Raw genomic sequence first — 24,423 nt, 5'->3', positions numbered from 1 at the left:
ATCGAGAGTCCAGCGCCCTCTCACACCAACTCACCGTCCCGGTAGACGAGGGCCCGGTCGCGCCGGGGCAGGGCGTAGCCGTCGTCGCCGACCAGGGGCTCGCTGCCCTCGGGGACGACGGCCTGCACGATCACGTCGCCGACGTCGAGGGTCACCAGGTGGGACGCGCCGAGGTTCTCCACGATGGCCACCTTCCCTCCGAACGCCCCGTCAGCGGGCTCCGCCGAGTACGTCATGTACTCGGGCCGCACGCCGTACACGATCGCGGTCCCGTCGGGGACGCGGCCCTCGGCCGAGACCGGGACGGCGACCTTGCAGCCCGCCACCTCCAGGGTGTCACCGCGGGCGACCCCGTCGAGCAGGTTCATCGGCGTCGAGCCGATGAAGGAGGCGACGAACGTGTTGGCCGGCCGCTGGAACACCTCGGCGGGCGTGCCGATCTGCCGGATGTGCCCGCTCTCCATGACGGCCATGCGGTCGGCCATGGCGAGGGCCTCGGCCTGGTCGTGGGTGACGAAGACGGTGGTCACCCCCAGCTCGCGCTGGAGCTTCTTCAGGAACGTCCGCGCCTCAAGCCGCAGCCGCGCGTCCAGGTTGGACAGCGGCTCGTCGAACAGGTACGCCTGCGCCTGCGTGGCCATCACCCGGGCGAGCGCGACGCGCTGCTGCTGGCCGCCGGAGAGCTGGCCGGGCCGCCGGTCCATGAGGTGGTCGAGGCCGAGCCGCGCGCCGACCTCCGCGGCCTTCTCGTGGCGGGCGGCCTTGGCGACCTTCTTGATCCGCAGCGGGTAGGCGATGTTGTCCGTGACGTCCATGTGCGGGAAGAGCGCGTAGTCCTGGAAGACCATCGCGACGTCCCTCGCGCCGGGCTGCAGGGCGGTGACGTCCCGCTCGCCGATGACGACGGAGCCGCCGGAGGCGGTCTCCAGCCCCGCGATCGTGCGCAGCAGCGTGGTCTTCCCGCAGCCGGACGGCCCCAGCAGGGCGAAGAACTCGCCGTCGGGGATGGCCAGGTCGAGCGCGTCGAGCGCTTTCACCCCGCCGGGGTAGACCTTGGTCAGCCCCCGTAGTTCGATGGCGGCCATCAGCGCTTGATCCCTCCATGGAAGCGGAAGCCATACTTTTTGCTGACGAACAGGTACATGAGGACCACCGGGATCGAATAGAGCAGCCCGAACGTCGAGAGCATGCTGAGATTCGCCTGGCCGCCCTCGGTGTACAGCGTGTACGTGATCACCGCCGCCGGCTGCTTCTCCACGTCGCTCAGCAACAGGTACGGCATGAGGAAGTTCCCCCACACGTTGGCCACGGCCCACACCGCGATGGTCGCCAGCCCCGGCCGCACGAGCGGCACGACCACGTGCCGGACGATCTGCAGCGGCGAGGCCCCGAAGACCCGCGCCGACTCCTCGTACGACTTCGGCGTGGAGTCCATGAAGTCCTTGAGCATGAAGATCGCCGCGGGCAGCAGGCCGCCGGTCAGGATGAGGATCAGCCCGAGCTGGGAGTCGATGAGGTTCAGCTCGACCGCGAGCTGGAAGAGCGGCACCATCGCCGCGGTCCCGGTGATGATGGACGACAGCAGCAGCAGCGCGTACAGCAGGGCGTCGCGCCCGGGCAGCCGCACCCGGCTCAGGGCGTAGGCGGCCAGGGCCGCCATGACGACGACGAGCACGGCCGACCCGACCGACAACACGACGGAGTTCCACAACGACGGCAGCGCGTACGGGTGCTCCAGGACCGCCCGGAAGTTGTCCAGCGTGAAGTCCGGCACCTTCACCTCGTACGTCGGGTCCGAGGTGAACGGCGCCGTCACCAGCCACAACAAGGGGATGCTGAAGAACGCCAGCAGCACGGCGACCAGGGTGTAGAACCCGATCCGGCCCAACACGAAACGCGTCATTTCTTGCTCCGCAGCAGCCGCAGGTAGAACACCGCCACGACCAGGTTGATCAGCAGGATGACCGTGGAGACGGCGGCTCCGTGGCCCAGCTCGCCCGCCTGCAGCGCGACCTTGTAGACGTGCACGGCCAGCACCTCGGACCGGCCGTCGGGACCGCCCGCGGTGAGCAGGAACGGCCCGAAGTCGTTGAACGTCCACAGGCTGATCAGCAGCAGGTTGGTCAGGATGTGGCCCCGGATGTGCGGGAAGACGACGTCGCGCAGCTGCTGCCAGCCGGAGGCCCCGGCCAGGCGGGCGCTCTCCAGGTGGGAGGGCGGCACGTTGCCGAGCGCGGCGCCGTACAACATCATCGAGAAGGCGGTGCCGCGCCAGGTGTTGAAGATGATGATCGACAACATCGGGTGGTCGAGCAGCCACGCGAAGCCGGGGATGCCGAGCACCGCGTTGAGCGTGCCGCCGTCGCGGTCGAGCAGCGCCACCCACAGGAACGCCACGATCGCGCTCGGCAGGATCCAGGCCAGGATGACCAGGCCCTCGACCGCCCGCTTGAGCGGGCCCCGCCGGTCGCGCATCATCCAGGCGATGGTGAAGCCGAGCACGGCCTGCCCGATGACGGCCGAGCCGAGCACGAACTCGACGGTCAGCCACGTCGAGTTCCAGAACGCGGGGGTGGTGATCGCCTCGATGAAGTTGTCCAGGCCGACGAACTGCGGCTCGGCGGCGGCGACGCCGGTGAGCCGGTAGTTGGTGAGCCCGAGATAGAGCACCCACAGGGCGGGGAAGACGAGGAAGACCGCGATCAGCAGCAGGGCGGGGGCCACGAAGACCGCGGCCCGCACCCGTCCGAGGCCCGCGGCGTCGGAGCTGTCGCCGCCGCGGGCGGGCCCGTCTTCCCTGACGACCTCAGGGGGTGGTGATATTGCCTGCGCCACCGACGATTCCCTCAAGCTTCTTCTGGTAGTCGGCCGCCGCCTGGTCGGGGGCCGTGCCGCCGACGACCGCGGCAGTGGCCTCCTGCAGCGCCACCGACACCTGCGGGTAGACGGCGACCGGCGGCCGGTAGGCCGTCACGGGCAGCACCTTCTCCGAGATGTAGGTCAGCAGCGGCTCCCCGGCGAGGATCTCCTTGTTGACGTCGGTGCGCGGGGTGATGCGCACGTTGCCGTCCTTGGTCTCCTCCTTCAGCGCCTCCGGCGAGAGCGTGAAGGCGAGCAGCTCGAAGGCCTCCTTCGGGTGCTCGCTGTTGGGGTTGACGGTGCGCAGGGCGCCCCCGGACATGCTGACGAAGTCCTGGCCGCGGATGCCCTTGCCGGGCTCGATCGCGGGGATCATGGCGTACCCGACGACCTGGTCGCGGTCGGCCATGGGGGCGACGCCGTCCTTGGGGTTGACCACGCCGCGCCAGAAGTAGTCGCCCTCCATCAGGATGCCGATCTTGCCCTCGGCGAACTGCTGGAACGACTTGTCGCGGCCCTTGGCCTCCTGCTGCAGCTTCGGGTCGCCGAGGCCGCCGCCGTAGATCTTCTGGTAGAGGCCGAGGGCGTCCTTGAGCGGCTGGGAGGCGCCGGTCCACTTGCCGTCCTGCTGCACCTCGCCGCCCGCGCCGGCGAGCAGCGGCAGCACGCCCTGCATCGAGGTGGCCTCGCCCATCGCGGTGCCGGCGTTGATCTGGATCGGCACGGGCACGCCGGACGACTTCAGCTTGGCGCCGGCGTCGAGGATCTCCTGCCAGCCGGCGGGCTGCCAGTCGGCGGGCAGTCCGGCCTTGGCGAAGAGCGTCTTGTTGTAGTACAGGACGCGGCCGTCGGTGCCCACCGGGAGGGCGTACCTCTTGTCGTTGAAGGCGGCCATCTGCTGCACGGCCTCGGGGATCTGCGCCCAGCCGTCCCAGCTGTCGGCCTCGGGCCCGACGACCTCCGACAGCGGCTTGATGTAGCCCGCCTCGGCGAACTCACCGGCCCAGATGCCGTCGATGTCGATCACGTCCGCACCCTTGCCCGACTTGAGGTCGAGCGAGAGCTTTGTCTTGTACTGTTCGTCGTCGACGCCGCTGGGGACGAACTTGACCGTGACGTTCTTGCCCTTGGCCTTCTGCGCCGCCTCGAACTGGGGGATCACCCAGTCGGCGATGTGCTCGGCCGTGTTGGCGTTCTTCCCGCCCTGGATGGAGTTCTGGGTGATGGTGAGTTCGATGGCGTCACCTCCCCCGCCGGATGACTGCCCGCAGGCGGCGAGCCCCAGACCGGTCGCGGTGATGACCGCGACCACACCCATCGACCGTTTCCGCAATGCCATGCAAACCCTCCGACGCGTCTGGAAAGGGGAGGCAGCCAGTGGCCAATATGTCATGACATCTAGATGACGTAAAGGTCTGGCCAAATCCAGGGATGTGCCCGCATGCTGCCTCTTCGAGGCTCGACTTCACCACCCGGCGGCGTGCGCCGTGCGGACCAAGCCGAGGGAGGGGCACACAACGCAACATAGCGGACATCAGAATGTCATGACAATATGCCATAGTGTCGAAGGTAGGCTCCGTTCCAGGAGGTGCTTTGTACGACCTGATCACGTTCGGTCGCTGCGGCGTCGACGTCTATCCGTTGCAGACCGGCGTCGGGTTGGCCGACGTCGAGACCTTCGGCAAGTTCCTCGGTGGCAGCCCCACCAACGTCGCCGTCGCCGCGGCGCGCCACGGGCTGCGATCCGCCGTGATCACCGCCGTGGGAGCGGACCCGTTCGGCGAGTACGTACGCCGGGCGATCCGCGGCTTCGGCGTGGACGACGTCTTCGTCAGCACCATCGAGGGCCCGGCCACGCCCGTGACCTTCTGCGAGATCTTCCCGCCCGATCACTTCCCGATCTACTTCTACCGCGGCGAGCACCCGCCGGACCTGCGCGTCACCCCGTCCATGCTCGACCTCCGGGCGATCGCCGGGACGAGCCTGTTCTGGTTCTCGCTGACCGGGCTGAGCCGCGAGCCCAGCGCCGCCGCCCACCACGCCGCGCTGCGGGCCCGCACCAGCGGCTGGACGGTGTTCGACCTCGACTACCGCGAGTCCCTGTGGGAGTCGCGCGAGGCGGCCACGCGGGCGGCGCGCGAGGCGCTCCCCCACGCGACCGTCGCGGTCGGCAACCTCGACGAGGTCGAGACGGCCGTCGGCGTCCGCGACCCCGAGGCCGCCGCCCAGGCCATGCTCGACGCCGGCGTACGCGTCGCGATCGTGAAGATGGGCCCCGACGGCGTCTTCGCGCGCACCGCCGACGGCGAGCGGGCGCGGGTCGAGCCGATGGAGGTGAAGGTCGTCAACGGCATCGGCGCGGGCGACGCGTTCGGCGGCGCCCTGTGCCTCGGGCTGCTGCGCGACTGGCCGCTGGAGCGCACGCTGCGCTTCGCCAACGCCGCCGGCGCCTACGTGGCCGCCCGCCTGGCCTGCGCCGACGCCATGCCGACGACCTCCGAGGTGGAGGACCTGCTGAACGGGGTGGCTTCTTGAGCGACATCACGCTGTCCATGGGCGCGGGTTACCAGCGGCTCACCCACATCCGGGCCACCAGGCCCGAAGAGATCGCCGAAGCGGCGGCCCGCCGGCAACGGCGCGGTCTGCCGGGCGACGGGGAGCGGATGCTCATCATCGCCGCCGACCACCCGGCCCGCGGCTCGCTCGGCGTCCGGGACCGGCCGCTGGCCATGGCCAGCCGCGCCGACCTGCTCGACCGCCTCCAGGTGGCGCTGGCCAGGCCGGGCGTCGACGGCATCCTGGCCGCCCCCGACGTCCTGGAGGACCTGCTGCTGCTGGGCGCGCTGGAGGGCAAGCTGGCCTTCGGCTCCATGAACCGCGGCGGCCTGCAGGGCTCGGTGTTCGAGCTGGACGACCGCTTCACCGGCTTCGACGCCGCCTCGATCGACGCGATGCGGCTCGACGGCGGCAAGATGCTCTGCCGCATCGACCCGGCCGACCACGCGACCGTGGCCACGCTGGAGTCGTGCGCCCACGCGGTCACCGACCTGGCCCGCCGGCGCCTGGTCGCCATGGTGGAGCCGTTCTGGTCGACGCGTACGGAGTCGGGGGCCGTGCGCAACGACCTGTCGCCCGAGGCCGTCATCCGGGCGATCAGCATCGCCCAGGCGCTCGGCGTGACCTCGGCCTACACCTGGCTCAAGATCCCGGCGGTGGCCGAGATGGAGCGGGTGATGGCCGCGACCACGCTGCCCGCGCTGCTCCTCGGGGGCGACCCGCCCGACATCGACGCCGCCTTCGCCGACTGGCACCGCGCGCTCGGCCTGCCCGGGGTGCGCGGCCTCGTCGTCGGGCGCGCCCTGCTCTATCCTCCCGACGACGATGTGGCGACCGCCGTGGACGGGGCCGCGGCGCTGGTGCGAAAGGCCCGACGATGACCTACCTTCCGTACGGCAAGGCCGCCGGCGACCCCTGGTCGGTGGAGATCACCCCGTCCGTGGCCGGCTGGACGTACTCGGGGCTGCGGGTCGTGGACCTGACCGACGCCCCGGTGTCGTTCGACACGGGCGAGGAGGAGATGCTCGTCCTGCCGCTGGCGGGCTCGTGCACGGTGACCCTGCCGGGTGAGACGTTCCCGCTGGCCGGCCGGCCGTCGGTGTTCGACGGGCCGTCCGACTTCGCGTACGTGCCGATCGGCACGCGGGTGACGATCGAGGGCGCGGGCCGCATCGCCCTGCCCGCGGCCCGCGCCACCCGCGCCCTGCCGCCCCGCTACGTCGCCGCCGCCGAGGTGCCGGTCGAGCTCAGGGGCGCGGGCCAGGCCAGCCGCCAGGTCAACAACTTCTGCGCCCCCGGCGTCTTCGACTGCGACAAGCTCGTGGCCGTGGAGGTGCTCACGCCCGGCGGCAACTGGTCGTCCTATCCGCCGCACAAGCACGACACCCCGAACCCGGGCGAGGCGGTGCTGGAGGAGATCTACTACTTCGAGGTCGCCGACCAGGGCATCGGCTACCAGCGGGTCTACTCCTCCGAGCGGGGCCGGATCGACACCCTCGCCGAGGTCTCCTCGGGCGACGTGGTGCTGGTGCCGTACGGCTACCACGGCCCCTCCATGGCGGCCCCCGGCTACGACCTGTACTACCTGAACGTCCTGGCGGGCCCCGCGGACGAGCGGTCGATGGCGTTCTGCGACGACCCGCGTCACGCCTGGATCCGCTCCTCGTGGGACGACCAGCTCATCGACCCCAGACTGCCGTTCGGGAGGACCTCATGACCCGGCTGACCGTCGCCCAGGCCGTCGTACGCTTCCTGGCCGCGCAGTGGAGCGAGCGCGACGGTGTCGAGCGCAGGTTCTTCGCCGGCTGCACCGGCATCTTCGGCCACGGCAACGTCGCCGGCATCGGGCAGGCGCTGGCCACCGCGGGCGCCGACCTGCCGTACCACCTGAGCCGCAACGAGCAGGCGATGGTGCACACCGCGGCCGGCCACGCCCGGGCGAGCAACAGGCTGGCCACGCTGGCCTGCACCAGCTCGATCGGCCCCGGCGCCACCAACATGGTCACGGGCGCGGCGGCGGCCACCATCAACCGGCTGCCCGTGCTGCTGCTGCCGGGCGACATCTTCGCCACCCGCGTGGCCTCCCCGGTGCTGCAGGAGCTGGAGGACCCGCGCTCCTACGACATCTCCGTCAACGACTGCCTCAGGCCCGTCTCCCGGTACTGGGACCGGATCAACCGTCCCGAGCAGCTGCCGCCGGCGCTGCTCGCGGCCATGCGGGTGCTCACCGACCCGGCCGAGACCGGCGCGGTGACGCTGGCGCTGCCGCAGGACGTGCAGGCCGAGGCGTACGACTGGCCCGACGAGCTGTTCGCCCGCCGCGTCTGGCACATCCCGCGTCCGCGCCCCGAACGCTCGGCGCTGGCCCGGGCCGCCTCGGTCATCACCGCGGCCGCCCGCCCGCTGATCGTGGCCGGGGGCGGCGTCATCTACAGCGAGGCCGCCGACGAGCTGCGCGCCTTCGCCGAGCGGTACGGCGTGCCGGTCGCCGAGACGCACGCGGGCAAGGGCGCCCTCCCCCACGGGCACCCGCTGGCCGTCGGCGCGGTCGGCGCGACGGGCACCACCGCCGCCAACACGCTGGCCCGCGAGGCCGACGTGGTCATCGGCGTCGGCACCCGCTACAGCGACTTCACCACCGCCTCGCGCACGATCTTCGCGCCCGACGCCCGTTTCGTGAACCTCAACGTCACCGGCTTCGACGCGGCCAAGCTGTCCGGCCTGCAGCTGGTCGCCGACGCCCGCGAGGGCCTCGCCGACCTCGCCGAGGCGTGCGAGGGCTGGGCAACCCCGGCCGCCTACCGCGAGCGGGCCGCCGGGCTCATCCGGGCCTGGGACGCGGCGGTCGACGCGGCGTACGGGCTGGAGGGCTCGCCGATCTCGCAGGCGGCGGTGATCGGCGCGGTCAACGCGGCGGCCGGCGACGACGGCGTGGTGGTGTGCGCGGCCGGGTCGATGCCCGGCGACCTGCACAAGCTCTGGCGCCCCAGCGGCCCCGGCTGCTACCACGTCGAGTACGGCTACTCCTGCATGGGCTACGAGATCGCCGGCGGCCTGGGCGTGAAGATGGCGGCCCCCGAGCGCGAGGTGTTCGTGCTGGTGGGCGACGGCTCCTACCTGATGATGGCGCAGGAGCTCGTCACGGCCGTCTCCGAGGGCGTCAAGCTGATCGTGGTGCTGGTGGACAACTCCGGGTTCGCCTCCATCGGCCGCCTGTCGGAGAGCGTCGGCGCCGAACGCCTCGGCACCGCGTACGCCTACCGCGGCGGCGGCGGCTTCGACGGCGGCCCGCTGCCGGTGGACCTGGCGGCCAACGCGGCCAGCCTGGGCGCCTCGGTGCTGCGCCCCGAGTCGGTCGCCGACCTGCGCAAGGCGCTCGACGCGGCCCGTTCGGCGACCGAGACCACGGTGGTCTACGTCCGCACCGACCGTCTGGCCGACGACGTGCCGTCGTCCGAGGCGTGGTGGGACGTGCCGGTGGCGCAGGCCGCCACCACGAGCGCCACGGAGGCGGCCCTGGAGGAGTACACCGCCAACAAGCGCGCCCAGCACCCCCACCTGTCGCCGCCCGTGTGAGCACGGCCCCCCTGGGGAACGCCCCTGACCAGGCGTTACAGGGGGGTCGGGGATGGGGCCGTGGCGGCTGCTCGGGTGGATCGCGGTGACCGCGGTGGTCCTGTTCTGCCTCTACCACATCCGTACGGTCGCCATGTCGATCATCATCGGCGTCTTCCTCACGGCGCTGCTGCTGCCCCCGGCGCGCTGGCTCAGGCGGCGCGGCCTGAACAGCGCGACGGCCACCGCGATGGTGTTCGTCGGTGGCCTGCTGCTGTTCGGCGGGCTGGTCGCGCTGCTCGTGCCGCCCACCGTCGACAGCGTCACCGAGCTGCGGGCGAGCCTCGGCCAGGTGCTCGACGACCTGCACGACCTCACCGAACGGCTCGGCATCGACGACCGGCGCCTCCTGGAGCAGGCCAGGGACTACTTCTCCGCGCAGGGCGGGCAGATCACCACCGGCGCGCTGGCCGGCGTCAGGACGGTCGGCGAGGTCGTGGTCGGCGCGATCCTCGCGCTCATCCTGTCGGTCTACTTCGTGCACGGCGGTGACCGGCTCTTCCGCTGGCTGCTCGACCTGGCCCCCGTCCGGGCCAGGACGCGCCTGGCCGACACGGGCCATCTGATCTTCACCGTGATCGGGCGCTACATCCGCGGGGTGGCGCTCGTCGGCCTGTTCGACGGGTTCTTCATCGGGCTCGCGCTGTGGATCCTCGGCGTGCCGATCGCACTGCCGCTGGCCGTGCTGACGTTCGTGGGGGCGTTCCTGCCGGTGGTGGGGGCGCTGATCGCCGGGCTGCTGGCCGCGGTGGTCGCGCTCGTGGCCAAGGGCTGGCTGGTGGCGCTCATCGTGGTCGCGGTGACCGTGGCGGTGCAGCAGATCGAGGGGCACGTGCTGGCGCCGCAGATCTACGGTAAGGCCCTCGACCTGCCCGGCGCGGTCATCCTGGTGGCGATCACGCTCGGCAGCGTGATCGCCGGGATCACCGGCGCGTTCCTGGCGGCCCCGGTGACCTCCGTCATCGTCGCCCTGGTGCACAGCCGCCGCCACAGCCCTGTCGCGTAGCGGGGGGACGCCGTCCCCAGGGTCATGGCAGCCATGGCTGGCCTCGTTTCCCCAGGTCAAACTGGATATATCCCCGCGAAGGCGGGGAAGGGAAACGAAAAGGAGAACCCTCAATGGCCACCATTCTTTCCCGCCGGCTCGGATCGAACGGCCCCCGCGTCTCGGCGATCGGCCTGGGCGCCATGGGCATGTCCGATATGTACGGCCCGGCCGACGAGCAGGAGAGCATCGCCACCCTGCACGCGGCGATCGACGCGGGCGTCACGCTCATCGACACGGGCGACTTCTACGGCTCCGGCCACAACGAGATGCTGATCGGCCGGGCGCTCAAGGAGCGCAACCGCGAGGACGTGGTGATCAGCGTCAAGTTCGGCGCGCGGCGCACCCCGGACGGCGCCTTCCAGCCGGCGCCCGCGGACACCGACCCGGTCGCGGTCAAGGACCGGCTGGCGTACACGCTGCGCCGCCTCGGCACCGACCACGTCGACATCTACCGTCCGACCCGGCTGAACCCGAACGTGCCGATCGAGGACACGGTCGGCGCCATCGCCGAACTCATCCAGGCCGGTTACGTCCGATATGTCGGCCTTTCCGAGGTCGGCGCGGCCACCGTGCGCCGGGCGGCGGCCGTCCACCCGATCAGCGACCTGCAGATCGAGTACTCGCTGATCTCCCGCGGCGTCGAGGAGTCGATCCTGCCGACCCTTCGCGAGCTCGGCATCGGGCTCACCGCGTACGGCGTGCTCTCCCGGGGGCTGCTGTCGGGGCACTGGAGCGCGGACCGGCAGCTGACGCCCGGCGACTTCCGCGCTCAGGCGCTGCCGCGTTTCCAGGACGAGAACCTCAAGGCGAACCTCGCCCTGGTCGACGCGCTGCGCGAGGTCGCCCGGTCGATCGGCGCCACCGTCGCGCAGGTCGCGATCGCGTGGGTCGCCTCACGGGGGCCGGACATCGTGCCGCTGGTGGGCGCGCGCCGCCGCGACCGGCTGAGCGAGTCGCTGGCCGCCGCGAGCCTGGTGCTCAGCGATGAGCACCTGTCCGCCATCGAGGCCGCCGTCCCGGCGGGCGCGGCCGCCGGCGACCGCTACAACGCCCAGCTGATGGCCGCCCTTGACAGCGAGGGCTGAGCGCATGGTCATCATCATCACGGGGGCCGGCACCGGCATGGGGCGGCTCACCGCGCGTTCCCTGGCCCTTGCCGGCCACACCGTTTACGCGAGCATGCGGGACGTCGGCGGGCGCGACGCGGACAAGGCCGCGGAGCATCGTGCGTTCGCCGCGGAGCACGGGGTCGACCTTCGGGTCGTCGAGCTCGACGTCCTGTCGGAGGAGTCGGCGCAGGCCGCCGCCCGGACGATCCGGCAGGAGCAGGGCCGCCTCGATGTGCTGGTGCACAACGCCGCCCACCTGTATTTCGGGATCACGGAGGCCTTCACCCCCGAACAGGTCATGCGCGGGCTGGACACCAACGTGGTCGGCGCTCTGCGGGTCAACCGGGCCTTCCTGCCGATGATGCGGCGGCAACGCTCCGGCCTGCTGATCTGGGTGGGCAGCGGCTCGACCAGGGTGGTCCCGCCGTTCCTCGGGCCGTACACAGCGGCCAAGGCCGCGTTCGACTCCTTCGCCGAGTCGATCGGCTACGAAACGATCAAGTTCGGCATCGAGACCACGATCGTGATGCCCGGTATCTTCGTCGACGGCACGGATCACTTCCCCAATGCCGAGTTCCCCGCCGACACCGGGGTTCAGCAGGAGTACCAGGCGCTCTACCAGCCGTACCTGGACCGCAACGAGGAGGCGTCCCGAGGGATGACGCTCCCCGGCCTGGTCCCCCAGGTGCAGAGCGTCGCCGATGAGATCGTCCGCGTCGTCGGGCTTCCCGCCGGTTCCCGTCCGTTCCGTACCACCGTCGACTACACCGGGGTCGGCGACATCCCGGTCAACGAGGCCGCGGCCCGCAGCCGCCGCCGGTTCATGGAACGCATGACCTTCGCCGACCTCCTCCCCACCGGCCCCGCGGTCGTGGACGGCCTCGACGCGAAGGTCTCGTGAACGGCAGAGCGCCCGCTCCCGTCGTACGGGCCGGGCCAGGTTAGGTGATCCCATCTTGGAAACGAACATCGACTATCGGGCGGTATTCGACGCGATACCGTCACCCTGCGCGATCCTCACTCCGGATCAGGTCGTCGTGGCCGTCAACGACGCCTACGTACACCTGACCGGGCGGAACCGGGAGGACGTCGTCCGTCGCGATGTCTTCGCCGACTTCTCCGGCAGACTCCGCGTCCTCGGCGATCCCAAGAAATCCGGCGTGGCCGAAGTGCGCGCCTCGCTCCGGAGAGTGGCGGACACCGGCGTGGCCGACGTCGTGCCGCTGCTGGGGCACGGGAGGGAGACGTCCGACCGCCCTGGGGCCTTCGAGGAACGGTACTGGTGCCTGCTGAACGTGCCGATGTGCGACCCGGCCGGCGACGTACGGTGGATCATCGTCACGGTGGAGGACGTGACCGGCCTCTCCGAGCAGGTGCGCGCCTCCCTGGGGGCCGACGCCGCCGGGTCGACACAGACCGGCGCGCGCACCCCCGGTCAGGTCCCTGACCCGGTGAAGGTGAGCTCGCGGCTGCAACAGGCGTACCGCCAGGAGCAGCAGGCCGTGTCGGCGCTGCACGAGGCCATCGAGCAGCAACAACGCTTCCTGTTCGACGCCACCCACGACCTCCGCAACCCGATCACGGGCCTGCTGACCGAGGTGGAGGTGGCGCTGGACGACCCCGACGCCGATCTGCGCCAGACGCTTCGCACTCTGCGTCAGAACATCGAGCGGCTCGACAACGTCGTCACCGACCTGCTCGTCCTGGCCCGCCTGTACACGGCGACTCCGCCCACCACCAGTCTGGTCGACCTGGGCAACCTGGTCATGGAAGAGCTGGAAGCCCACCCGGCGAACGCCGAGATCATCATTCATCTCAGCGACAACGCCGTGGTCCGGGCCTCTCGTGTGCGGCTGGCCAGGCTGTTGTCCAATCTTGTGGCCAACGCGGAGCGGCACACCACCAGCAAGATCGAGATCGTGGTCGCCACCGATCCTCCGTACGCCGTTCTGGAGGTCGTGGACGACGGCCCCGGCATCCGGCCGGAGGACCGCGAGAGGATCTTCCACCGCCTGTACCGCCAGGACCAGGCTCGCAGACTCGACCCGGGCGGCTCGGGTTTCGGGCTGCCGATCGCCCGCGAGATCGCCCAGTCCTACGGTGGCGATCTCCATGTGGCCGACCATCCCGACGGCGCGCGCTTCGTCCTGCGCCTCCCCCTTGCCTCCTAGCGTCGCTCCACCGCGATGCCCTCATGATGGGTGGTATGCGATGGGTTACGTTCGACTGTTACGGCACTCTGGTCGACTGGCGGCACGGCATCCGCACCAGCGCCGAGCTGGTCGCCCCAGGGCAGGGGGCGCGGCTGCTGGAGGCGTACAACCGGCACGAGCACGCCGTGGAGGCCGAGTCGCCGGCCATGCGCTACCGCGACGTCCTGGCCGAGTCCCTGCGCAGGGCGTGCGCCGAGGAGCAGGTGCGCCTGAACCCCGACGACGCCGGCGTGCTGGCCGAGACGTTGCCGTACTGGCCGGTGTTCCCCGAGGTCGGCGCGGAGCTGTCGGCGCTGCGCGAGGCCGGGTGGCGGCTCGCGCTGCTGACCAACTGCGACCGTGACCTCGTCGCCGGGACACGGCGGCGGCTGCCCGTGCCGTTCGACGCGGTGGTGACGGCCGAGGACGCGGGGGCGTACAAACCGGCGGACGCGCACTTCGAACTGTTCCGCAGCACGTACGAGCCGGCGACGTGGGTGCACGTGGCGCAGAGCTACTTCCACGACATGGTGCCCGCGCACCGGCTGGGGCTCCCCCGCGTGTGGATCAACCGCCTCGGCGAACGGCCGGCCGACGCGCAGGTCGTCCAGGGCGTGCTGCCCGACCTGCGCGGTCTGCTCGCCGCCGTCGGGACGGCCCTCAGCCCAGGGGCTCCCGCCTGAACCACGCGCCGGGCGGGCTGCTGGGGCGGCTGCTCGTGTCCGGCGCGTTCTGGTGGTCGAACCGCTGCTGGAGCACGTCGACGATGCCGGCCAGGAACGAGTCGACGTCCGCGATCAGGTAGCCGGGCCGGAACAGCACGGTCGAGAACTTCGCCTCCCGGACCTGCTGCGCCGTCACCGGGTACGCCGTCGTGCCGCGCAACGTGGCCACGATCCGGTCGAGGAAGGCGTCGACCTCGTCCTCGTTGTATCCGGTGCCCATGCGGCCGGGGCGGAAGGCGACGCGTTCGACACGGGCGGCCTGCGTCTCGAACCACTCCTCACGGAGCAGGTCGCCGGTGGGCTCGGCCATGGCCAGCCGTACGGGCCGCCTGGCCTGCGTCTCCAGGGCGACGACGAACGCCTCGAGGGCGAAGTCGACCGCGGTCTCCTGGTAGCCGCCGCGTCTGGCCCGGAACGTCGCTCTGCGTACCTCATCGGCGGTGACCGGCTCCAGGGCGTGTGAACCACGGCCCAGGGTCGATTCGATCCGCTCGATCAGAGCGTCGACTTCAACGGGGTCATAGCCTGAACGCATGCCCATGACGCGCGGAAAGCGATTCAAGCCTCACTCCTCTTGAGCTGTGCTGGGGGCCCCTCCATTGTCGGACCTTTATCACCCCCATGCGTTCCGACATATAGCGTTACGAGATCATGCAGCTGACCAGAGTCTCTTTTCGTTACCGAAAACGTGACCGCCTCGTCATTTCCCACGCCGACGCCCGCCTGTCCGCCGGCAACGTGATCGAGCTGACCGGGGCGAACGGCGCGGGCAAGTCCACCTTGCTCCGGCTCCTCGCAGGGCTTGCCCGGCCGACCTCGGGGGTGATCGCCGACCGGCCGGCGGTCGTCGGCTTCGCCCCCGACCGCTTCCCCACCGCCCAGCCGTTCACGGTCACGACGTATCTGCGGCACATGTCCCGGGTACGCGGCGGCGCCCGGTGGGAGCCCTGGGCCGAACGTCTCGGCCTCGGCCCCCTCCTCGACACCGCGCTGCGCGACCTGTCGAAGGGCAGCGCGCACAAGGTGGGGCTGGTGCAGGCGCTGATGGCCGAGCCGGGGCTGCTCATCCTGGACGAGCCGTTCGCCGGCCTCGACGCCGGCACCCGCGAGACGCTGCCGTTGATCGCCGCCGAGCTGGCCCAGCGCGGCGCCATCGTCATCGCCAGTGACCACCAGTCCGGCCTGCGCGACCTGCCCGCCCTCCGCCACTGGGCCCTGCGCGACGGCCATCTCGAAGAGTCCGCGTCACCCGCCCCCGAGACGGCCGGGCAGGTCACCGTGGCCGTCACGCTCCCCGCCGGCGACCTGCCGCGTTTCCTGGCCGGCGTGCGCGACGAGGGGTACCTGGCCCGCGAGATCGAGGAGTCCCATTGATCGCCCTGGCCGTGTTCCGCCTGGCCGCCTACGTCCGGTCACACCGCGTCTACCAGGCGCTCCTGCTCGCCCTCGCCATGCTGGCGATCGTCTACGGCAGCCGGGCCCCGAAGGGCGTGGAGACCGCCGTCCTGGCCGACGGGGCCGTACTCATCGTTCCGATCCTCGCCTGGGCGGCCAGAAGCCTGCTGGACACCGAGCCGGACCGGCAGCGCGAGCTCTCGGCGATCCAGGCCGGCGGACGCGGCAGGGAGGTCGCGGCGGGCCTGCTGGCGGCGTTCGCGGCGTGTGCGGTGCTCTCGGCGCTCGCCCTCGCCTGGGCCCTGCTGCTGGGCGTCTCCGCGTCGCCTCCCCCGGCCGCGCTGGGAGCCGCGGCGCTGCTGTACGTGCTCGCCGCCCTGACCGGCACCGCGCTGGGCGCCCTCACCAGCCGCGCCGTCCTGCCGTCACCGGCCGTCTCGATCATGGCCCTGCTGCTCGGCTTCATGGCGATGCTGCTGATCAGCGCCTCGTCGCTCTACTGGCTGACCGTCCCTCTGATCACCTGGATGAAGGCCGCGGACGCCGGCGACCTGCTCACGAGACTCCCCGAACTCGCGGCCATCTCACTGGCGTGGTGCACCGCCGGCCTGGCCGCGTACGTCCACCTACGCCGCCGGACGTAGGAGAGGATCACTCGGCGGCGGCGAGCTGGCCGCAGGCGCCGTCGATCTCGCGCCCGCGCGTGTCGCGCACCGTCACCGGCACCCCGTGGAACTTCAGCCGCCGCACGAACGCCCGCTCGTCCTCCGGCCGCGACGCCGTCCACTTCGAGCCGGGCGTCGGGTTGAGCGGGATGAGGTTGACGTGCACGAGTTTGTTCTTGACCAGCTTGCCGAGCAGGTCGGCGCGCCACTCCTGGTCGTTGACATCCTTGATGAGCGCGTACTCGATGGAGACCCGCCGCTTGGTCCTGGCCGCGTACGCCCAGGCGGCGTCGAGGACCTCGGCCACCTTCCACCGCGTGTTGATCGGCACGAGCGTGTCGCGCAGCTCGTCGTCGGGCGCGTGCAACGACAGCGCCAGCGTCACCGGCAGCCCCTCGTCGGCGAGCTTGCCGATCGCCGGCACCAGCCCGACCGTGGAGACCGTGACGCCGCGCGCGGAGATGCCGAGCCCGTGGGGCGCCGGCTCCACCAGGCGGCGGACGGCGCCGATCACCTGCTTGTAGTTGGCCAGCGGCTCACCCATGCCCATGAACACGACGTTGCTCACCCGGCCGGGCCCGCCCGGCACCTCGCCGGCCGCCAGCGCCCGCGCCCCCGCGACGACCTGCTCGACGATCTCGGCGGTCGACATGTTGCGGGTCAGCCCGGCCTGGCCGGTGGCGCAGAACGGGCAGTTCATGCCGCAGCCGGCCTGCGACGACACGCACATCGTCACCCGGTCGGGATAGCGCATGAGCACCGACTCGACCAGGGCCCCGTCGAACAGCCGCCACAACGTCTTACGGGTGGTGCCGCCGTCGGTGGTCAGCTCGCGGACCGGCGTGAGCAGGCTCGGCAGCAGCGCCGCGAGCTTCTCGCGGGCCCCCGCGGGCAGGTCGGTCATCGCGGACACGTCGGTGGTGAGCCGCTCGAAGTAGTGGCGCGAGAGCTGGTCGGCACGGAACGCCTTCTCGCCCAGCTCGGCCACCGCCGCCCGCCGGTCGGCCATCGACAGGTCGGCCAGGTGCCGGGCGGGCTTGGCCCGCCGGGGCGCGACGAAGGTGAGCTGACCTGGAGGCTGGGACACGTTGCTGCCTTTGCTTGAGGGGTTGTCGACCAGGTTAGTGAACGTTCGGATCGGAGGTGGAATTCCTGGTCACGTTACGGCTCGCGTCCGGGTCTTCCGCCGATCTACAGTCGTTTCGTATGGCGATTTTCCGGTCGGCATCCGGCGAGGGTGGCACCGAGGTCGTCCTCGCCTCCGGCAACCCGTACGGCAGCCGGACGCTCGTGGTCGAGCGGGATGAGGACTCCTCGGTAGCTTACCTGTGCTCTCCCGACGGCACGGTGCACGGCGCCGTCTGGCTGGCCAACCACCGTCCGGCCCCGCCCGTGGTCGACCTGCGGCGGATCAACGCCGGGCTGCCCCCGCTGATGCCCCGGCCCAACACCCTGCACCCCGAGGGCCGCCGGCCGCTCGGGCAGCTCAGCCCGCTGTGGTTCGAGGAGGGCGACGGCGTGGCCCTCTACGAGGACGACGACCTGCTGGCCGTCATCCCGGGCTGGGCCGACATGCGGCGGGGCATGCCCGGCTACGCGCGCGACGCGGTGGGCGAGACGCCGTTCGCCTGGGCCTTGTCGGAGGCGCTGGAAGGGTTACAACCCCGTATCGAGAACGCCGCGTCCTACTGGCGCTGGAGGCACGGCGAGGGGTCGTGGCCGTCGTTCCAGCAGTTCGTGATGGGGCATCTCGACCGGGTGCTGGGCCCGGCCGACCGCTACTGGGACGCCAGCGGCGACCGCCTGCCGACCGTGGGCATCACCGAACGCCCCCCGCACGGCGACCGCGGCTTCACCGTGCTGTCCACGGTGGGCATGAGCTGCCAGCGCATGCCGACGGTGGAGCAGTGGATCGACAAACCCGGCGCGTACGCCAGGATCGAGCTGGCCGTGGCCACCCGCGACGATCCGCGCGACGCGGCGCTGCTGCTGGTGTGGCTGGCGCAGTATCCGTGGCACTCGGTCACCTGGCTGGGCCACGGGCACACCGCGAAGTGGTATCACGAGCCGTCCACGTTCCCGCTGGGCCCGCAGTATTCGGGGGTCCTCATGCAGGCCAACCCACCCCACATGCCTGACATGTCAGGATTCGCGTTCGGTGGGGAGATCGTCCGGTGGCTCTGGTTGTCCCCCGTCACCGCTCTGGAGGCCCAGCGCCACTGATCTCTCACAGGAACAGCGTCATCAGCACCCAGACGGGCACCAACGTCGTCACCAGCGAGTCCAGCCGGTCCATCAGGCCGCCGTGTCCGGGGAGAATCGTGCCGAGGTCCTTGATGCCGAGGTCGCGCTTGATCATCGACTCGACCAGGTCGCCGACCGTCGCCAGCGCCGCCGCCAGCGCGCCGATCAGCGCACCCTGCCAGAGGTCGCCACCGAGCAGCCACGTCACCAGCCACGCGCCGACCACCGTGGAGCCGACGACCGATCCGGTGAACCCCTCCCACGTCTTGCGAGGGCTGATCGCGGTCATCGGATGCCGCCCGAACAGCACACCCGCGACATAGCCGCCGATGTCGCTGGCCACGGTCACCGCAATGAACACGAGCACCCGGTGGTCGCCGTCGGGAGCCTTGAGCAGCAACGCCGCGAACGTGCTGAGCATCGCGGGATAGAACAGGATGAACACCGACGCCGAAGCGTCCCGCACGTACCCGTCCGTGCCGTCGCTGAACATCCGCCAGATCAGCAGCACGAACGCGAACGCGGCGAACGTCGCGAGTAACCAGACGGGACCGAACCAGTAGGCGGCCGCCTGCATCGCGACCAGCGCCGCCAGCACCGGCACGGCCGGCACCTTGATGTCACGGGTGGCGAACGCCTTGACCAGCTCCAGGACGCCGACGCCCACCGCCCCGACGAGCACCAGGAGGAACAGCTCTTTGACGGTGTAAAGCGTGCCCAGGACCAGCGCGCCCAGCACCAGGCCGACCGCGATCGCGGCCGGCAGGTTTCTCCCGGTACGGCTGCCGCCGTTCGAACTGGTGCCAGCCGTACGTTCTTCCACTGCGTTTCTCCATGTGCCACGGCCCCCGCCGCGGGGGGCGAGGGCCGTAGATGCTGACCCGCTGCCTGAGGCCGTCGGACGCGGCCCTCCGCCGCGGCGCCGCTCAGACCTCGAGCAGCTCGGCTTCCTTGTGCTTGAGCAGCTCATCGATCTTCGCGACGTGCTTCTGGGTGAGGTCGTCGAGCTCCTTCTCGGCCCGCCGGACCTCGTCCTCGCCCGCCTCGCCGTCCTTGACCATCTTGTCGAGGGTCTCCTTGGCGGAGCGGCGGATGTTGCGTACGGACACCTTGGCGTGCTCGCCCTTGTTCCTGGCGACCTTGATGTACTCCTTGCGGCGCTCCTCGGACAGCTCCGGGAACGTCACGCGGATCACCTGGCCGTCGTCGGTCGGGTTGACGCCGAGGTCGGAGTCGCGGATGGCCTTCTCGATCGCGCCCATGGAGCTCTTGTCGTAGGGCTGGATGATGACCATGCGCGCCTCGGGCACGTGGAACGACGCCAGCTGCTGGATCGGCGTCGGCGTGCCGTAGTACTCAGCATTGATCTTGTTGAACATCGAGGGGGTGACCCGGCCCGTACGGATGCTCGCGAAGTCCTCCTTCGCGACCGACACGGCCTTGTCCATCTTGTCCTCGGCTTCGAGGAGGGTTTCGTCGATCACAGCGGCTCCCTGTCTTCTAGCTGGCGGTATCGGGCTCGCTCCGTCATTTGCCTGCGGGACTCACCAGCGTGCCGATTTTCTCACCGCGTACCGCTCGCAGGATGTTGCCCTCGCCCATGAGGTCGAAGACGACGATCGGCAGATCGTTGTCCTTGCACAGGCTGATCGCGGTGGCGTCCATGACCGCGAGGTCACGCAGCAGTACCTCGCCGTAGTCGAGATGGTCGAACCTGACCGCGTCGGGATTCTTGCGTGGATCGGAGTCGTAGATGCCGTCGACCTGGGTGCCCTTGAGCAGCGCCTCGGCGCCGATCTCCAGAGCCCGCTGCGACGCCGCGGTGTCGGTGGAGAAGAACGGCGAGCCGAGCCCCGCACCGAAGATGACCACGCGGCCCTTCTCCAGGTGCCGGATGGCGCGGCGCGGCAGGAACGGCTCGGCCACCTGCTGCATGGTGATGGCGGTCTGCACGCGCGTCTCCACGCCCCGCCGTTCGAGGAAGTCCTGCAGGGCCAGGCAGTTGATGACCGTGCCGAGCATGCCCATGTAGTCGGCCCTGGTCCGGTCGATGCCCCCCTGCGACAGGGTGGCGCCGCGGAACATGTTGCCGCCGCCGACCACGACCGCGACCTGCACGCCCTCCTTGACCGCCTCGGCGATCGAGTCAGCCAGATGATCGACGACTCCCGGATCGATGCCCAGCGGCTCGTTGCCGGCGAACGCCTCTCCTGACAGCTTCAACATGACCCGCTTCCACCTGAGCGGGATGTGCTGGTGTTGCGATGAGGAAGCCGCCGTCCGCGTGGATTCGTGGGCTGACTCCCGGTGGTCCTGCACGGCGGCGGCCTCCTTCATTCGGTGGATCGTTAGAGCTGGCAGCTTGCCTAAGCCTAAGCCTGACCGACCTTGAAGCGGACAAAAGCGAGGACCTCGACGCCGTTCTCCGAGGCGTACTTGCCCACGCTCTTCTTGTTGTCCTTGACGAAGGCCTGCTGCAGCAGCGTGAAGTCCTTGTACCAGCTGTTCACCCGGCCCTCGACGATCTTGCCGATGGCGGCCTCGGGCTTGCCCTCCTCGCGGGTCATCTCCTCGAAGAGCTTGCGCTCCTTCTCGACGACCTCGGCGGGCACGGACTCCGGCTTGAGGTACTGCGGGGCCATCGCGGCAGCGTGCTGCGCGATGTCCTTGGCGACCTCGGCGTTCGGCTTGTCGAGCTGGACCAGCACGCCGACCGCGGGCGGCAGCGCCGGGTCGGTCTTGTGCATGTAGGCGCCGATGTAGCCGCCCTCCAGCACCTCGAACCGCCGGATCTCGATCTTCTCACCCAGCGCGGCGTTGGCGGTGTCGAGGTGCTCCTTGACGGTCTTGCCGTCGAAGGAGGACTCGAGCAGCGCGGCCACGTCGGCGGGCTTGGTCTCGAGGACGTGCGCCACGACCTGGCCCGCGAGCTCCTGGAAGCGCTCGCCCTTGGCCACGAAGTCGGTCTCGCAGTTGAGCTCGAGCAGCGCGGCGGAAGAGTCGCCGTCCTGCTTGAGCGCGACCAGACCGTTGGAGGCGGTGCGGGCCTCGCGCTTGCCCACGTCCTTGGCGCCCTTGAGGCGCAGGATCTCGATGGCCCGGTCGAAGTCGCCCTCGGACTCCTCCAGCGCCTTCTTGCAGTCCATCATGCCGGCAGCGGTGATCTCGCGAAGCCGCTTGACGTCGGCCATGTTCACGGAAGCCATTGCTCTTTTTCCTTGTGGGATTTCGTCGTCGTCATCGTGGATCGGGCGGGTACCGGTATCCGGCCACCCACCCGGGGTTCGTACGGCGGGCGCGTGCCGTACAGGCGCTTCGTCTCGCTCGGGGCCCGGGTCTCACCAGTGAGCCGGGTCGGCCCGACTTTGCCGCTTCGCTTGCCTCGCTGGGCATACTGCCCAGCCTCGCAGCGGCCTACCACCTCAGCACCGCCTCACGTCCAGCTCACGCCCTCGCTCCAGCCAACCTCAGCCTCCACCGTCCAGCCCCAGCATCCGAGCAACAGACCTGAGCTCAAGCGACGGACCTCACCAGATGGCGCACCCGACTCCGCCGACCGGCCTCACCCGAGCACCCGCCCGAGACGCAGCCTCTCGGCTTTGCCCTGGCACGCACCCGGCTCAGCCACTCAGCGTCCTCGAGCACCGTCTCGGAACCTGACCGCCCTGACCTCGCCCGAGCATGACGCTCACGCTCAGCCACTCGGCCTTCTCCGAGAAGCCACTCGAAAGTCGTGGACCGACCGCCTGGCATGACACCCGGCTCTCCCGGCTTCACGCCCGCAACCGGTCGTCCGGCCTTCCGAGCATGCCGCCCGAGCCAGAGCCATCCGACCCCGCCCGAATCCGGCGACCAGGCTCAGCCGTCCGACCCGCCCCAGGCGCCACACCCGCGGCTCGGCCATCCGGCCCGCCCAGGTACGCCGCCCGATCAGAGCCATCCGACCCCGCCCGGGCACCACACCTGCGGCTCGACGAGCCGACCTTGCCGGATCACCATCCGGCTCAGCCGCCTGTCCCCAGGCACCGCCCGCGGCTCAGTCTCGGCCTCACCGGAGCGTGGCATCTCTGGTCTCAACCTCGGTCCCGGCCGGGCACAGAGCCCAGCCAACCCTCAGCCTCATCCCAGAGGGTCAGGTCCTACCGCCGCCGGCCGGGCCACTCATGGGGGTTCGACCACCGCCGTACCCCTTGAGCCACCCGCCCGTAGACCGGTACCGGTCCGATCTCCGCACCGTGCCTCGTCGGCGCACCCGTCCCTACCGGGACGGCAACACCTCAGCTCAGCATGGCTCGGCCCGCCTCGACGGCTCACCTCGCCCTACCTCAGTACGGCTCGCTCGGCACGAACCACCGAATCCAGCTCCCCGGCTACCACGCCGGGAGTCCTTCCTCGGCACTCCGCGTCCTCACGTCGACCATCGGGACGTTCACAGGCCCCGGATCCAAGTCCTGCGGCACCTCAGCCAGTTCAGCCAAGATCCCGCAGCACCTGTCACCCAGGCCCGGCGCCTCAGGCACCCTGGCCCAACAGCCAGACCCTCGGCACCGTCGCCCATGTCCAGTCGTGCCCCGCCCGCCAGAAGGACACCGCGACGAACCCGTCGCGGCGCCCGCCCTGACCTGGCTTACGGCCTCAGCCCCGGAGTCACCCGCCCGGCGCACCGCGTCCAGGCCCAGCCATTGCCGAACCCGTACGCGCTTTGCCTGACCAGCCCTCCAGGGCCTGCGGCCACTGGTGGTTTCGCCTTATTCAGCTGTCACGTTTCGTTGCTGCCCGCTTGGCGGGAACGCCTGCCGAGCCGTAAGCCGGCCAGACCCGCGCCCTACCGACAAAGCGTCAGGCCTGCTGCTCGTTCTCGCCCTCGGCGGCGGGGGCCTCGGCCGGGGCGGCAGCCTCGGCGGTGGCACCCTCCTCGGCGGCGGCCTCCGGAGCGGCAGCCTCGGGAGCCGCGGCGGTCTCCTCGGCCGGGCGCTCGCCGGTGCCCTGCTCGATGAGCTCGCGCTCCCACTCGGCCAGCGGCTCGGCGGCGGCCGGCTTCTCGTCACCGCGGGCGGCGCCGGAGCGGGCCATCAGACCGGCCGCGACGGCGTCGGCGACGACCCTGGTCAGCAGGCCGACGGCGCGGATGGCGTCGTCGTTGCCCGGGATCGGGTAGTCGACCTCGTCGGGGTCGCAGTTGGTGTCGAGGATCGCGACGACAGGGATGCCAAGCTTCTTGGCCTCGCTGATCGCGATGTGCTCCTTCTTGGTGTCGACGACCCACACCGCGCTGGGCACGCGGCCCATGTCACGGATGCCGCCGAGCGTGCGCTCGAGCTTGTCCTTCTCGCGGCGACGCATGAGGAGCTCCTTCTTGGTGAGCCCCGAGGCCGCGACGTTGTCGAAGTCGAGCTCCTCGAGCTCCTTCAGACGCTGCAGCCGCTTGTGCACGGTCGAGAAGTTGGTGAGCATGCCACCCAGCCAACGCTGGTTGACGTACGGCATGCCGACCCTGGCGGCCTGCTCGGAGATGGCCTCCTGCGCCTGCTTCTTGGTGCCGATGAAGAGGATCGTGCCGCCGTGGGCGACCGTCTCCTTCACGAAGTCGTAGGCGCGGTCGATGTACGACAGAGACTTCTGCAGGTCGATGATGTAAATGCCGTTGCGCTCGGTGAAGATGAAGCGCTTCATCTTCGGGTTCCAGCGCCGGGTCTGGTGACCGAAGTGAACGCCGCTCTCGAGCAGCTGTCGCATGGTGACGACGGGGGCCATGTGCTGGTCCTCCAGGTCTGGGCGCCCTGCGGAAGGGCGCGGTTCTCGGTTGTGCCGCGGCAGCGCGTCGTCTGCCGCCCTGATGCCCCGAGCCCGCTCCAGCCGGGCGCTAGGCCCGGACCGATGGCGCGGTCCGCAATGGGGCATGCGAAGTCGGCCTGTGGTCACAGGCCATCGGAAAGTCTACCTCCCACACCACCCCAGGCTGACCGTCTGCGGTCAAACGGACATCCCGCCCCACTCCCGCATCCTTTCCCATCC

23 protein-coding genes are annotated in these 24,423 nt (G+C 70.6%); 12 read left to right on the top strand and 11 right to left on the bottom strand.

Annotation, left to right across the window (positions count from 1 at the left end; all coding sequences use genetic code 11):
- Positions 1-20: 20 nt before the first annotated feature.
- From C1J01_RS21635 to C1J01_RS21620, 4 genes are read right to left on the bottom strand one after another with little or no spacing between them, the layout of a single operon-like run.
- Positions 21-1,085: an ABC transporter ATP-binding protein gene (locus C1J01_RS21635; RefSeq protein WP_111180803.1), complete on the bottom strand. Its 1,065-nt coding sequence runs from the start codon at positions 1,083-1,085 to the stop codon at positions 21-23.
- Complete coding sequence (locus C1J01_RS21630) at positions 1,085-1,903, bottom strand: carbohydrate ABC transporter permease (protein ID WP_111180802.1); 819 nt, start codon at positions 1,901-1,903, stop codon at positions 1,085-1,087. The genes C1J01_RS21635 and C1J01_RS21630 overlap by 1 nt, the downstream gene beginning before the upstream one ends.
- On the bottom strand, positions 1,900-2,835 hold the full coding sequence (locus tag C1J01_RS21625; protein WP_111180801.1) for a carbohydrate ABC transporter permease: 936 nt from the start codon (positions 2,833-2,835) through the stop codon (positions 1,900-1,902). Before C1J01_RS21625 ends, C1J01_RS21630 begins: the two co-directional genes overlap by 4 nt.
- A complete protein-coding gene (locus tag C1J01_RS21620) occupies positions 2,807-4,198 on the bottom strand; it encodes an extracellular solute-binding protein (RefSeq protein ID WP_111180800.1) in 1,392 nt (463 codons plus the stop codon). Before C1J01_RS21620 ends, C1J01_RS21625 begins: the two co-directional genes overlap by 29 nt.
- 254 nt (positions 4,199-4,452) lie before the next feature.
- Here C1J01_RS21620 and iolC point away from each other — a divergent pair, with 254 nt between their 5' ends.
- The 9 genes from iolC (at position 4,453) to C1J01_RS21575 (ending at position 14,062) form a co-directional block, all read left to right on the top strand.
- Positions 4,453-5,394 (top strand): 5-dehydro-2-deoxygluconokinase, encoded by a 942-nt coding sequence (gene iolC / locus C1J01_RS21615; protein ID WP_111180799.1) that lies wholly within the window; start codon positions 4,453-4,455, stop codon positions 5,392-5,394.
- A gap of 17 nt (positions 5,395-5,411) precedes the next feature.
- Positions 5,412-6,296, top strand: a complete 885-nt coding sequence (locus C1J01_RS21610) for a Cgl0159 family (beta/alpha)8-fold protein (RefSeq protein ID WP_111180812.1) — start codon at positions 5,412-5,414, stop codon at positions 6,294-6,296.
- Entirely contained in the window at positions 6,293-7,132 is an 840-nt protein-coding gene (gene iolB / locus C1J01_RS21605) for a 5-deoxy-glucuronate isomerase (protein WP_111180798.1), read from the top strand. Before C1J01_RS21610 ends, iolB begins: the two co-directional genes overlap by 4 nt.
- Positions 7,129-8,991 (top strand): 3D-(3,5/4)-trihydroxycyclohexane-1,2-dione acylhydrolase (decyclizing), encoded by a 1,863-nt coding sequence (gene iolD, locus C1J01_RS21600; protein ID WP_111180797.1) that lies wholly within the window; start codon positions 7,129-7,131, stop codon positions 8,989-8,991. The genes iolB and iolD overlap by 4 nt, the downstream gene beginning before the upstream one ends.
- Positions 8,992-9,043: 52 nt before the next feature.
- Positions 9,044-10,036 carry an AI-2E family transporter gene (locus C1J01_RS21595; protein WP_235854581.1) on the top strand — a complete coding sequence of 331 codons (993 nt, stop codon included), beginning with the start codon at positions 9,044-9,046 and terminating at the stop codon, positions 10,034-10,036.
- A 113-nt stretch (positions 10,037-10,149) separates the two neighbouring features.
- On the top strand, positions 10,150-11,163 hold the full coding sequence (locus C1J01_RS21590) for an aldo/keto reductase (RefSeq protein ID WP_111180796.1): 1,014 nt from the start codon (positions 10,150-10,152) through the stop codon (positions 11,161-11,163).
- Positions 11,164-11,167: 4 nt separating this feature from the next.
- Positions 11,168-12,088: an SDR family NAD(P)-dependent oxidoreductase gene (locus C1J01_RS21585; RefSeq protein WP_111180795.1), complete on the top strand. Its 921-nt coding sequence runs from the start codon at positions 11,168-11,170 to the stop codon at positions 12,086-12,088.
- 55 nt (positions 12,089-12,143) lie between these two features.
- Positions 12,144-13,358 (top strand): PAS domain-containing sensor histidine kinase, encoded by a 1,215-nt coding sequence (locus C1J01_RS21580; RefSeq protein WP_111180794.1) that lies wholly within the window; start codon positions 12,144-12,146, stop codon positions 13,356-13,358.
- 35 nt (positions 13,359-13,393) lie between these two features.
- Positions 13,394-14,062, top strand: a complete 669-nt coding sequence (locus C1J01_RS21575; RefSeq protein WP_220040022.1) for an HAD family hydrolase — start codon at positions 13,394-13,396, stop codon at positions 14,060-14,062.
- Here C1J01_RS21575 and C1J01_RS21570 read toward each other — a convergent pair.
- A complete protein-coding gene (locus C1J01_RS21570; protein WP_146615682.1) occupies positions 14,040-14,666 on the bottom strand; it encodes a DivIVA domain-containing protein in 627 nt (208 codons plus the stop codon). The genes C1J01_RS21575 and C1J01_RS21570 overlap by 23 nt on opposite strands.
- 89 nt (positions 14,667-14,755) lie before the next feature.
- Between C1J01_RS21570 and C1J01_RS21565 the strand changes: the two genes are divergently transcribed.
- Both C1J01_RS21565 and C1J01_RS21560 read left to right on the top strand, forming a co-directional pair.
- Positions 14,756-15,478: an ABC transporter ATP-binding protein gene (locus tag C1J01_RS21565; protein WP_111180792.1), complete on the top strand. Its 723-nt coding sequence runs from the start codon at positions 14,756-14,758 to the stop codon at positions 15,476-15,478.
- Positions 15,475-16,143 (top strand): hypothetical protein, encoded by a 669-nt coding sequence (locus C1J01_RS21560; protein ID WP_111180791.1) that lies wholly within the window; start codon positions 15,475-15,477, stop codon positions 16,141-16,143. Before C1J01_RS21565 ends, C1J01_RS21560 begins: the two co-directional genes overlap by 4 nt.
- Before the next feature lie 7 nt (positions 16,144-16,150).
- Here the strand turns inward: C1J01_RS21560 and rlmN are convergent, their stop codons facing one another.
- Positions 16,151-17,251 carry a dual-specificity RNA methyltransferase RlmN gene (gene rlmN, locus C1J01_RS21555; RefSeq protein WP_111180790.1) on the bottom strand — a complete coding sequence of 367 codons (1,101 nt, stop codon included), beginning with the start codon at positions 17,249-17,251 and terminating at the stop codon, positions 16,151-16,153.
- Between the two features lie 119 nt (positions 17,252-17,370).
- Between rlmN and C1J01_RS21550 the strand changes: the two genes are divergently transcribed.
- The gene (locus C1J01_RS21550; protein WP_111180789.1) at positions 17,371-18,387 is read left to right on the top strand and encodes a suppressor of fused domain protein; all 1,017 of its coding nucleotides are present in this window, start codon (positions 17,371-17,373) and stop codon (positions 18,385-18,387) included.
- Positions 18,388-18,391: 4 nt separating this feature from the next.
- On the opposite strand, the gene C1J01_RS21545 is transcribed toward C1J01_RS21550, so the two are convergent.
- The 5 genes from C1J01_RS21545 to rpsB all read right to left on the bottom strand — a co-directional run bounded on the left by C1J01_RS21545 (position 18,392) and on the right by rpsB (position 24,162).
- Complete coding sequence (locus tag C1J01_RS21545) at positions 18,392-19,231, bottom strand: phosphatidate cytidylyltransferase (RefSeq protein ID WP_235854580.1); 840 nt, start codon at positions 19,229-19,231, stop codon at positions 18,392-18,394.
- Positions 19,232-19,334: 103 nt separating this feature from the next.
- On the bottom strand, positions 19,335-19,892 hold the full coding sequence (gene frr / locus C1J01_RS21540; RefSeq protein WP_111180788.1) for a ribosome recycling factor: 558 nt from the start codon (positions 19,890-19,892) through the stop codon (positions 19,335-19,337).
- 43 nt (positions 19,893-19,935) lie between these two features.
- Positions 19,936-20,634, bottom strand: a complete 699-nt coding sequence (gene pyrH, locus C1J01_RS21535; RefSeq protein WP_220040021.1) for a UMP kinase — start codon at positions 20,632-20,634, stop codon at positions 19,936-19,938.
- A 146-nt stretch (positions 20,635-20,780) separates the two neighbouring features.
- Positions 20,781-21,614: a translation elongation factor Ts gene (tsf, locus tag C1J01_RS21530; protein ID WP_111180786.1), complete on the bottom strand. Its 834-nt coding sequence runs from the start codon at positions 21,612-21,614 to the stop codon at positions 20,781-20,783.
- A 1,633-nt stretch (positions 21,615-23,247) separates the two neighbouring features.
- On the bottom strand, positions 23,248-24,162 hold the full coding sequence (rpsB, locus tag C1J01_RS21525) for a 30S ribosomal protein S2 (protein WP_111180785.1): 915 nt from the start codon (positions 24,160-24,162) through the stop codon (positions 23,248-23,250).
- Positions 24,163-24,423: the final 261 nt, after the last annotated feature.

Source organism: Nonomuraea aridisoli, assembly GCF_003236395.1.
Classification (GTDB): domain Bacteria; phylum Actinomycetota; class Actinomycetes; order Streptosporangiales; family Streptosporangiaceae; genus Nonomuraea; species Nonomuraea aridisoli.
The sequence above is the reverse complement of the archived record's forward strand: the minus strand, read 5'-3'. Positions and strand labels throughout refer to the sequence as shown.

Bases quoted from the DNA above. Each gene is read 5' to 3' on its own strand.
- C1J01_RS21635 (WP_111180803.1), bottom strand. From the start codon at position 1,085: ATGGCCGCCATCGAACTACGGGGGCTGACCAAGGTCTACCCCGGCGGG.
- C1J01_RS21630 (WP_111180802.1), bottom strand. From the start codon at position 1,903: ATGACGCGTTTCGTGTTGGGCCGGATCGGGTTCTACACCCTGGTCGCC.
- C1J01_RS21620 (WP_111180800.1), bottom strand. From the start codon at position 4,198: ATGGCATTGCGGAAACGGTCGATGGGTGTGGTCGCGGTCATCACCGCG.
- C1J01_RS21610 (WP_111180812.1), top strand. From the start codon at position 5,412: ATGGGCGCGGGTTACCAGCGGCTCACCCACATCCGGGCCACCAGGCCC.
- iolB (WP_111180798.1), top strand. From the start codon at position 6,293: ATGACCTACCTTCCGTACGGCAAGGCCGCCGGCGACCCCTGGTCGGTG.
- iolD (WP_111180797.1), top strand. From the start codon at position 7,129: ATGACCCGGCTGACCGTCGCCCAGGCCGTCGTACGCTTCCTGGCCGCG.
- C1J01_RS21595 (WP_235854581.1), top strand. From the start codon at position 9,044: ATGGGGCCGTGGCGGCTGCTCGGGTGGATCGCGGTGACCGCGGTGGTC.
- C1J01_RS21590 (WP_111180796.1), top strand. From the start codon at position 10,150: ATGGCCACCATTCTTTCCCGCCGGCTCGGATCGAACGGCCCCCGCGTC.
- C1J01_RS21585 (WP_111180795.1), top strand. From the start codon at position 11,168: ATGGTCATCATCATCACGGGGGCCGGCACCGGCATGGGGCGGCTCACC.
- C1J01_RS21575 (WP_220040022.1), top strand. From the start codon at position 13,394: ATGCGATGGGTTACGTTCGACTGTTACGGCACTCTGGTCGACTGGCGG.
- C1J01_RS21565 (WP_111180792.1), top strand. From the start codon at position 14,756: ATGCAGCTGACCAGAGTCTCTTTTCGTTACCGAAAACGTGACCGCCTC.
- C1J01_RS21550 (WP_111180789.1), top strand. From the start codon at position 17,371: ATGGCGATTTTCCGGTCGGCATCCGGCGAGGGTGGCACCGAGGTCGTC.
- pyrH (WP_220040021.1), bottom strand. From the start codon at position 20,634: ATGTTGAAGCTGTCAGGAGAGGCGTTCGCCGGCAACGAGCCGCTGGGC.
- tsf (WP_111180786.1), bottom strand. From the start codon at position 21,614: ATGGCTTCCGTGAACATGGCCGACGTCAAGCGGCTTCGCGAGATCACC.
- rpsB (WP_111180785.1), bottom strand. From the start codon at position 24,162: ATGGCCCCCGTCGTCACCATGCGACAGCTGCTCGAGAGCGGCGTTCAC.